Here is an 8,819-nt window from a genome sequence, read left to right as displayed (position 1 = left end):
TAGGTTGTCTGCTAACCTATTGAAAATAGTGGTGCCCAGAGCCGGAATCGAACCAGCGACACGCGGATTTTCAATCCGCTGCTCTACCGACTGAGCTATCTGGGCACTCTTTGTTGGACGCTTCGTCCTGTCGATGGCGGGGTGATACGTCAGGGCACCGCGCCTGTCCAGAGGGGTTTGACAGAAAAATGAACTTCGGCATGAAAAGTTTTCGGACCCGCCATCAGGAGCGCCGTTCCCCCGCTTGTTTGCCTGAGGAAAGCCCCGCAACGGATTGATATGACATGAAATCGCCCCGCAGGGCCGGGGCCCGCGGGGCGGAGGTTTGACGCCAATTCCCAGGTCAGATCGGCCGGCGCGGGCGGTTCTGCGCGGGGTCGGCGGACTCGACCTCGGTGGAATCATCCTCGGGCTGGGCGGGGACGCGGTAATCCTCGTTCAGCCAACGGCCAAGGTCGATATCGGCGCAGCGCTTGCCGCAGAAGGGGCGGTATTTCGGCTCGAACCCCTCTGCAGGCCGGGCCTTGCCGCAGATCGGACAGCTCATTTCAGCAGGCTCGCCAAAGTCAAACGGTCGCGCTTGCGCACCAGCTCATACAATCCCAAACCCGTCCAGCCGGGCAGGTTGGTTTCCCCCTCGCCCTTGAAAGCGGCTTTGATCACCTGATCCAGGATCGCGCGGTCACGCTTGGGGATGGGCGCGAAATCGACCACGACCTGACCGCCCAGACCGCGCAGGCGCAATTGGCGCGGCAGGTCGCGGGCGGCGGCCACATTGGCCTTCATCGCCGCCGCCGGAGAGGTATCCGGCCCGGTGTTCACATCGACCGCCACCAGGGCGCGGGTCGGCTCGATCATCATGTGACCACCGCCCGGCAGATCGACCCGCGGCGTCAGCAGGTCGTCGATCATCTCCAGCACGCCAAGCCGCTGGAAGCCTTCGGTGACGACCTCATCGGCCGCCTCCCAGTCGCGCCAGGCGGTGTCATGGGCGGAGGCGCCCTCGACCAGCAGTTCCGGGCCGCCGTCCAGATCGGCCGTGACCGCATCAGCCATCTGGCGCAGCTCGGCGATTTCATCCGTGATCTCAGAGGCTTCGGCCTGTTCAGCGGCCGAGCGCAGGATCAACCCGTGACCCGAGCCCGCCATGGCGGCATCGGCCAAGGCCTGCAATTCGGCGCGCAAATCCTCGTCGCGGATGCGGCGCGAGATGTTCAGCCCCGGCGCCTCGGGCGTGACGATGGCCAGCCGCCCCTTGAACAGAAGCCGCGTCGTGACGGGCAGGGCCTTGCCGTCTTCGGCAGGCCCGGTGACCTGGACCACGATGCGCTGACCGGGGGCCAGCCCGTCGGTCTGGCGCAGGAAGCCCGACCCTAGCGGCAGTTTCACGAACATGCCGCCCATGCCCTTCATCGGGCGATCGGCCACGGCGCGGTAGATGGCGCCGGGCAGGGGTGTATCATCCTCCGGGTCGATCAGCAGCTCTTCAAGGCGGCCATCCTGGATCAGGGCCGCGGCTTTGGCGCCCTTGATCTCGTCCAGGACGATGATGCGTTCGGTCGTTGCGCGTTCGGTCATGGCTTTCTCCAGTCGGGTCCGCCGGCTGCGGCCAATACCGTTGCGGTCTCGGCCAGGGGCAGGCCCATGATCGCGGAATAAGACCCCTGAATCCAGGGAATGAAGGCGCCGGCCAGGCCTTGGATGCCATAGCCGCCCGCCTTGCCCTGCCATTCGCCAGAGGCGACATAGGCGGCGATCTCGGCCTCGGACAGGCGCTTCATCCGGACCTGAGAGGTCACTTCGCGCGTCCAGACCTTCTCCCCCCGGCGGACCGCGATGGCGGTGATCACCTGGTGGCGGCGGCCGGACATGAGGCGCAAAAACGCCGCCGCCTCGAAAGCATTGGCGGGCTTGCCAAGGATGCGGCGACCCAAGGCCACGGTCGTATCGGCGCAAAGAACCAAGTCGTCGGGCCCTGCGACCACGGCCAGGGCCTTTTCGCGGGCCAGCCTTGCGCAATAGGGCAAGGGCGCTTCGCGGGGTTTTGGGTCCTCGTCGATGTCGGGGGGGGTGATCGCGTCCGGCACGATCCCCAGCTGCGCCAGCAATTCCTTGCGGCGCGGGCTGGCGGACCCAAGGATGAACCTCAACGGAGGAACCTCACTTGAAGCGATAGTTGATGCGGCCCTTCGACAGGTCGTAGGGGGTCATTTCCACTTGCACTTTGTCGCCTGCCAGAACGCGGATGCGGTTCTTGCGCATCTTGCCTGCCATCACTGCGATCAATTCATGGCCATTGTCGAGTTCGACCTTGAATGTCGCATTGGGCAAGAGTTCCTTGACGACACCGGGGAATTCGAGCAGTTCTTCCTTGGCCATGGTCACTCCGAAAAAGGGATTGGCCCGCGTCCAAGGCGGATCGCAGGCATGGGCCGTCCTATGCGCCGGTTTTTTACGGTTTTCAAGGGAAAAACTCCTTCGCATGGCGGGGTTGCTTGCGGCATGGTTGAAGTGGGGGACGATCTGGCCGTTGATCTGGCCGGCAGGCTTTGCTAGGCCCGCCCTCCTGATCGGAACGGAGCTATGATGTCCAAGGCGATGAAACTGGGGGCGGGCAGCATCCTTGTGGGTGTGGTGGTGCTGGGGCTCAAGCTTGTGGCCTGGGTCATGACGGGTTCGGTCGCCCTGCTGTCGGACGCCCTGGAAAGCACGGTCAATGTGGCGACCGCGGTGGCGGCTCTGGTGGCGATCCACTACGCGGCGCGGCCTGCCGATGCGAACCATCCCTACGGCCACCACAAGGCAGAGCTGTTTTCGGCCATCCTGGAAGGCGTGATGATCATCCTGGCCGCGCTGTTGATCCTGAAGCAAAGCTACGAGGGGCTGATGGCGCCCCGCGTGCTGGAGGCGCCGATTGCGGGCATCCTGGTCAATGCGGCGGCCTCGGCGTTGAACGGGTTCTGGGCCTATGTGCTGGTCGGGCAGGGGCGGCGGCATCGCTCGCCTGCGCTGGTGGCGGATGGCAAGCATCTTTGGTCGGATGTGATCTCGTCGGTCGTGGTGGCGCTGGGGGTGCTTTTGGCGCTGGAGACCGGTTGGGCCTGGGCGGACCCGGCGCTGGCGGGGCTGGTGGCGCTGAACATCCTGTGGTCCGGCTGGAAGGTCATGAGCCAAAGCCTTTCAGGGCTTCTGGATGAAAGCCTGTCCGATGAGGTCCTGACCCAGGTGCGCCAGGTCATCGCCCTGGAGGCCGTGGGCGCGGTCGAGGCGCATGACCTGCGCACCCGCGCCGCGGGGCCTGCGACCTTTATCGAATTTCACCTGGTGGTGCGGGGAGAGGTCACGGTGGCCGAGGCCCATGAGATGTGCGACCGCGTCGAGGCCGCCTTGAAGCGCCTGATCGAGGGCTGTGTGATCACGATCCATGTCGAGCCCGAACACAAGGCCAAGCACGCGGGCATCGTGGTTCTGTAATCCCAACCCTGCCCGGGCCAAGCTCCCGCCCACCCACCCCGCTTGCCCCGGGCAGGGTCGGGGCGCCGCAAGCGGCGCGGGGGCTTTTGGCGTAGGGCGGGGTTCACCCCGCCGCCCGTGTTGACCAGTAGGGCGGGGTTCACCCCGCCGCGGGCCAAATCCACCCCTTAAAAATCCGCCCCCTAAAAATCCACCGCGATTCCCTTGCGTTCCCAATCGCCATGGCGCGTGGGTTCCAGCCCCTTTGGGCCGCCCAATTCGGGCGGCAGGGCGGCTTTGATCACCTTGCGGCGCTCTTCGGCCTCGGCCAAAGCGCGCTGTGCGGCGGGGGGCAGGGGTTTTGCTTCAGTATCTTCGGTCATCGGGGCTTTCTCCGCTTCTGTTTCAGGATATAGGGCGGAAAAGCGAAGGGAAAGTGCAGATGGCAGATCGGGCAAGAGCAGCGGCCTTGGGGCTTTTGGGCGGGGTGATGGAAGAGGCGCAAAGCCTGGCCGATCAGGCGCCGGCTTTGGCGGCGCTTTCGGCCCCTGAAAGGGCGCGGGCGCAGCGCCTGGCGGGTGGCGTCTTGCGCCAGCTGCACCAATTGGACCGCGCGCTTCTGCCGCATCTGAAGAAGTCGCCCCCCCTGGCCGTCTGCAATGTCCTGCGGCTTGGGCTGTTGGAGCTGACCCTGGGCGAGGCGCCCCACGGCGTTGTCCACGAGGCGGTCGAATCCGCCAAACGCATCAACCCGGCCTTTGGCGGCCTGGTCAATGCCGTGATGCGCAAGCTGGACCCCAAGGCGGTCAAGGGCGACCAGCAGCTTCCGGGCTGGCTGCGCGAGGCCCTGATCGCCGCCTATGGCCGCCGCGCCGTCGAGGGGATGGAGCGGGTCTTTGCCAAGGTGCCGCCAACCGACCTGACGCTGAAGGCCGCTGTCACGTCCGAGACCCTGGGGCTGGAGGCCACGGTCCTGCCCACCGGTTCGGTGCGGATCGCGGGCGGCCAGGTCTCGGGTCTGCCGGGCTTTGCCGAGGGTCAGTTCTGGGTTCAGGACGCGGCGGCGGCGCTGGCGGTCAAGATGCTGGGCGATGTGCGCGGCCTGCGGGTGCTGGACTTGTGCGCAGCCCCTGGCGGCAAGACGATGCAACTGGCCGAGGCAGGGGCCGAGGTCACGGCGCTGGATATTTCAGAGCCGCGCCTTGTCCGCTTGCGCGAAAACCTGGCCCGCACCGGGCTTTGGGCCGAGATCGTGATGGCCGATGCGCTGAAATGGCAGCCGAAGGCGCCTTATGACGCGATCTTGCTGGACGCGCCCTGTTCGGCCACCGGCACGATCCGCCGCCATCCCGACCTGCCTTTGTTGCGTCAGGCGCGTGATGTGGCTGAACTGGTGCGCCTGCAGGAACGGTTGGCCGACCGCGCGCGGGGTTGGCTGAAAAAGGGCGGGCGGATGGTGTTTTGCACCTGCTCGCTCTTGCCCGAAGAGGGCGAGGCCCAGGCGCAACGTCTGGTCGATCTTGGGATGCGCGCGATCAAGCCCGAGATCGCCGGCGTCGACCCCGCCTGGTGGGGGGAACATGGCCTGCGCCTGCGCCCGGATTACTGGGAGAAACAGGGCGGCATGGACGGGTTCTATATGGCCTGCCTGAGCTGAGCGCGCCATAAAGGGGCTTGGCCAAAGCTGCGTAGCCCGGGGTATACCCCGGGTCTTTCGCGGCGGGTCACTTGGGCGCAAAGACCCGGTAATAGGCCCAATCCGGCAAGAACCTGCTGCCGCGGAACAGCCACGAGAAGACCCGCGGGAAATGGCGGGCGAAACTTTGGCCCTCCATCAGCGTCACCATCTCGGCGGCCGCCGTTTCGGGGTCCATCAGGAAGGGCATCTTGAAGGCGTTCTTGGCCGTCAGCCGCGTCTTGATGAAGCCCGGGCTGGCCAGTTGCACGCGCACCCCCGTGCCGCGCAGATCGGCGTGCAGGCTTTCGGCCAGTGCCATGCAACCGGCCTTTGACGCCTGATAGCCCATGGCCCCCGGAAGGCCGCGAAAGGCCGACAGCGACCCGGTCAGCACGATATGCCCCCGCCCCCGCTTGACCATCCCCGGCACGACGGCGGCCACCGCCCGCGCGGCCCCCATGAAATTCACATCGCACATTTCCAGGAAGGGCGCGGCCTCCAGGGCCTCGGCGCTCATCGGCCAATAGACCCCGGCCAGCCAAACCATGCCGTCGATATCCCCCAGCATGTCGGCGGCGCGCTGCACGGCGGCGGCGTCCTTGACATCCAGCGCCAGCACCCGCGCGCCGGGCAATTCCGCCGCCAGCGCCGCCAGCTTATCCCCGTTGCGCGCCGACAGGACCAGCGACACGCCCTTCTTGTGCAAGGCCCGCGCCAAGGCCTCGCCCAGACCCTCCGAGGCGCCGATCAGCCAATACGTGCCCCTCACGCCGCCACCGGACGCATCGTGGCAATCAGCTCTGCCACCTTGATGCCGAATTTGCGGAACTGGCTGCGGTTCATGATCGTGCCATTGTCCATCAGATACATCCAGTCGACCACATCCAGCACATGGCCCCCCGCCTCGGGCGCCAGCCGGATGCGGTATTTCATCTGCACCGCATTGCCCGACACGACGCCGCGCCCCGGCCCCACCAGGTCATCGGCCTCGGCCACCAGACCCTGATTGCCCAAGGTCAGCCGCCATTCGCGGTCTTGCGCGCGGCCCGAGTCGTAAAAGAACCGCTCTGTCAGGATGGCGCGGTTGCCCTCCCAGCGGCCCTCCATATGGGCGACAAAGCGCGACGAGACCCGGCCCAGCGGCCCATAAACGATCCCTTCGCACAGGATCGGCCCGTTCAGATGCTTGCGCGGATCAAAGGCTGGCCCCTGGCCCGCATGATCCTCCGGGCGCTGGCTGGCAAAGCCCACAAACCGCGGCACCACCCACAGGGCCAGCAAGACGGCTGCCAGAAAACCAAGAGCCAGGGTCATCGCGAGACCTCCTTTGAGGGGGGGATGGGGCGGGAGCGGAAGGGCACGCCCTTCCACCAGAGTTTCAGCGCCTGCCAATGGATCAAGGCCAGCACCCGGCGCGAACCAAAGCTGCGGCGCCCTATCGCCCCCAGGATGGCCGCCGAGGTCAGGGGGGCAAGGGCTCCGGTCAACGTGGCGGTCAGGCCGCCGCGGGGGCCGTCATGGTCGATGACGATGTTCAACCGGTCAGGCCGGATGTCAAAGCGGAACACATAGCCGCCGCCGATGTCTTGGAACGGCGAGACGTGAAACACCTTTTGCGCCGTCAATCGGTCGGCGGCGGTGATCGGACCCAGGTCGTCGCGGTGGCACAGATAGGAATGACGGTCGCCATAGGTGTTCGTCACCTCGGCCACCACAAGGCGCAAGCCGGCCTCATCCTCGCAGAGCCAAAAGGCCACCGGGTTGAAGACATGGCCCAAGATGCGCGGTTGCGCCAAAAGCCGGATGCGGGCGGGTTGCGGCAGGCCCTGGGCCGCCAGCATCTCACGCAGCCAGGCCGCGCCCCGGCCCTGATGCGGCGCGCCGCCATGGTCGGTGTCGTGCAGGCTGGCCAAGTTGGCGCGGTTGCGCGAGAAGAGCCGGGGGCCAGCGGGTGCCGTCTCGGCATCGGTCAGCACATAGTCGATGTGATAGCGAAAGGCATTGGCCACCGTGCCTTTGCGGGCATGGGTGGTCTGCCCCTTCAGATGCAGCACCTGCTTTTGGGCGGGCAGGGCTGCGGGACCCTTGGGCCCAAGGTCCGGGGCAGGAAAGGGAGTATTTGGGTCAGTATGAAAGGGGGCGGGGTCGGTCATCCTGCGACCCTTTGGCAGGCGGCAAGAGGGGTCATTGTGCGGCCTCGACCAGGGCAGGGCGGCGGGCGCGCAGCGCGGTCACGACATCCACCGCAGAGCCAAAGCCGTCCTCATGGAAGCCGTTTTTCATCCAGGCACCGCAAAACCAGGTGCCCGCGGTGCCGTTGAAGGCGCGGATGTCCTTTTGGGCCTGAAGGGCGGCCAGGTCATAGACCGGGTGGTGAAAGGTGCGGACCTCATGCACCTTGGCGGGGTCGATGCGCTGGTTGGGGTTCAGCGTGACAAAAAGCGGGTCATCCTGCGGGATGGGTTGCAGCGAGTTCATCCAATAGGTCAGGTCGATCCTTGGCGCGCGCGGCCCCTTGGGTTCGGTATAGGTCCAGCTGGCCCAAGCGCGGCGCGACCGCGGCATGATGGCACTGTCCGCATGCAAGACCGCTTCGTTCGGCTGATAGCGGATCGCCTGCAGGGCGGCGGTTTCGTGGGGTGTGGCATCCGACAGCATGGCAAGCGTCTGGTCGGAATGGCTGGCAAAGATCACCTCGTCGAAAGCCTCCCATTCGCCGCCATGGGCGCGCAGCAGCACGCCCTGCGGGACACGGCGAACGGACTGGACCGGGGTCTTCAGCCGGATTTCAACGCCTTGGCGCGTCAGATCGGCTTCGACGCGGCGGACATATTCGATCGAGCCGCCCTTGACCGTCTCCCATTGGTGATGGCCCGTCACGCCCATCAGCCCATGGTTGACAAAGAACCGGATCAGCGCCTCGGCCGGAAAATCCAGCACGCCTGCCGTGGGGGTCGACCAGATCGCCCCGGTAAAGGGCGTGATGTAATGGTCGCGGAACGTGTCGGACATGTTCAGCGCCGCCAGAAGGTCACGCAGCGTCATGCCGGGGCGGATCACCTTGTCGGCCTTGGCATGGAACTTCAAGATATCGGCCAACATGCGCAGAAAGCGCGGGCGGATCAGGTTCCGGCGCTGCGCAAACAGCGCGTTCAGGTCTTTCAGCGCAAATTCCACCTCTCCGCCCTGGATCGAGGCGCCAAAGCCCATGTCCGAGGGCGCAGTGGGCACGCCCAGGCGGTCGAAAAGCCCGGTCAACAGCGGGTAATTCACCCGGTTGAAGACGATGAAGCCCATGTCCACCGGCTGATCGCCGCGCTTGCCGGCCAGCACCGTATGGGCATGGCCGCCCAGGCGGTCGGCGGCCTCGAACAGCACGACGGCATGGTCCGGCGCCAGAAGATGGGCGGCCGCGAGCCCCGAAATGCCTCCCCCGATGACGGCGATGCGGGCTTGGGGGAAACGGGTTTCGAAGGGCATGGTCTCTCCTGATCTTTGGCAATGATACGCAGCATAGCGCGGTTTGGATCAGGAACGGCGCCCGCAGAGGAAAAGTTTCGGGGCTGAGGTTTTCGGGTTCGCCCGGGGTACGGGGCAGGGGGTATGGGGCAGGGGGCAAGCCGGGGGCTGGGCGGCGCTGGGGGCGCGCGCAGGTTTGGCGCATGGATTGGCGCACAGAATATTGGCG

Annotated in this window: 11 protein-coding genes and 1 tRNA gene; 2 read left to right on the top strand and 10 right to left on the bottom strand. The window is 66.1% G+C overall.

Features of this window, described 5'->3' with window-relative positions; all coding sequences use genetic code 11:
* Window positions 1–29: 29 nt before the first annotated feature.
* The 5 genes from NX862_RS12870 to infA all read right to left on the bottom strand — a co-directional run bounded on the left by NX862_RS12870 (window position 30) and on the right by infA (window position 2,379).
* Window positions 30–105, bottom strand: a tRNA-Phe gene (locus NX862_RS12870).
* A gap of 238 nt (window positions 106–343) precedes the next feature.
* Window positions 344–547 carry a DNA gyrase inhibitor YacG gene (locus NX862_RS12865; protein ID WP_264494302.1) on the bottom strand — a complete coding sequence of 68 codons (204 nt, stop codon included), beginning with the start codon at window positions 545–547 and terminating at the stop codon, window positions 344–346.
* Window positions 544–1,578: a ribonuclease E/G gene (locus NX862_RS12860; protein ID WP_264494301.1), complete on the bottom strand. Its 1,035-nt coding sequence runs from the start codon at window positions 1,576–1,578 to the stop codon at window positions 544–546. The genes NX862_RS12865 and NX862_RS12860 overlap by 4 nt, the downstream gene beginning before the upstream one ends.
* Entirely contained in the window at window positions 1,575–2,150 is a 576-nt protein-coding gene (locus NX862_RS12855; protein ID WP_264494300.1) for a Maf family protein, read from the bottom strand. The genes NX862_RS12860 and NX862_RS12855 overlap by 4 nt, the downstream gene beginning before the upstream one ends.
* Window positions 2,151–2,160: 10 nt before the next feature.
* A complete protein-coding gene (gene infA / locus NX862_RS12850) occupies window positions 2,161–2,379 on the bottom strand; it encodes a translation initiation factor IF-1 (protein WP_008028414.1) in 219 nt (72 codons plus the stop codon).
* Window positions 2,380–2,586: 207 nt separating this feature from the next.
* On the opposite strand from infA, the gene NX862_RS12845 reads away from it, so the two are divergent.
* Window positions 2,587–3,474 carry a cation diffusion facilitator family transporter gene (locus tag NX862_RS12845; protein ID WP_264494299.1) on the top strand — a complete coding sequence of 296 codons (888 nt, stop codon included), beginning with the start codon at window positions 2,587–2,589 and terminating at the stop codon, window positions 3,472–3,474.
* A gap of 182 nt (window positions 3,475–3,656) precedes the next feature.
* Here NX862_RS12845 and NX862_RS12840 read toward each other — a convergent pair whose 3' ends face one another.
* Window positions 3,657–3,836: a DUF1674 domain-containing protein gene (locus NX862_RS12840; protein WP_264494298.1), complete on the bottom strand. Its 180-nt coding sequence runs from the start codon at window positions 3,834–3,836 to the stop codon at window positions 3,657–3,659.
* A 59-nt stretch (window positions 3,837–3,895) separates the two neighbouring features.
* On the opposite strand from NX862_RS12840, the gene NX862_RS12835 reads away from it, so the two are divergent.
* On the top strand, window positions 3,896–5,110 hold the full coding sequence (locus NX862_RS12835) for an RsmB/NOP family class I SAM-dependent RNA methyltransferase (protein ID WP_264494297.1): 1,215 nt from the start codon (window positions 3,896–3,898) through the stop codon (window positions 5,108–5,110).
* A gap of 67 nt (window positions 5,111–5,177) precedes the next feature.
* On the opposite strand, the gene NX862_RS12830 is transcribed toward NX862_RS12835, so the two are convergent.
* Genes NX862_RS12830 through NX862_RS12815 form a run of 4 tightly spaced genes read right to left on the bottom strand, consistent with a single transcriptional unit; the run spans window position 5,178 to window position 8,611 of the window.
* Window positions 5,178–5,900, bottom strand: a complete 723-nt coding sequence (locus tag NX862_RS12830; RefSeq protein ID WP_264494296.1) for an SDR family NAD(P)-dependent oxidoreductase — start codon at window positions 5,898–5,900, stop codon at window positions 5,178–5,180.
* Window positions 5,897–6,445, bottom strand: coding sequence for a DUF3833 domain-containing protein (locus NX862_RS12825; RefSeq protein WP_264494295.1), 549 nt, complete (start codon window positions 6,443–6,445; stop codon window positions 5,897–5,899). The genes NX862_RS12830 and NX862_RS12825 overlap by 4 nt, the downstream gene beginning before the upstream one ends.
* Window positions 6,442–7,284, bottom strand: a complete 843-nt coding sequence (locus NX862_RS12820) for a DUF1365 domain-containing protein (RefSeq protein WP_264494294.1) — start codon at window positions 7,282–7,284, stop codon at window positions 6,442–6,444. Before NX862_RS12820 ends, NX862_RS12825 begins: the two co-directional genes overlap by 4 nt.
* A gap of 31 nt (window positions 7,285–7,315) precedes the next feature.
* Window positions 7,316–8,611 carry an NAD(P)/FAD-dependent oxidoreductase gene (locus NX862_RS12815; protein ID WP_264494293.1) on the bottom strand — a complete coding sequence of 432 codons (1,296 nt, stop codon included), beginning with the start codon at window positions 8,609–8,611 and terminating at the stop codon, window positions 7,316–7,318.
* Between the last annotated feature and the right edge of the window lie 208 nt (window positions 8,612–8,819).

Origin of the sequence: Stagnihabitans lacustris (genome assembly GCF_025950525.1) — a bacterium.
Classification (GTDB): domain Bacteria; phylum Pseudomonadota; class Alphaproteobacteria; order Rhodobacterales; family Rhodobacteraceae; genus Stagnihabitans.
Note: the sequence above shows the minus strand (reverse complement) of the source record. Positions and strands in the feature narration are given on the sequence as shown.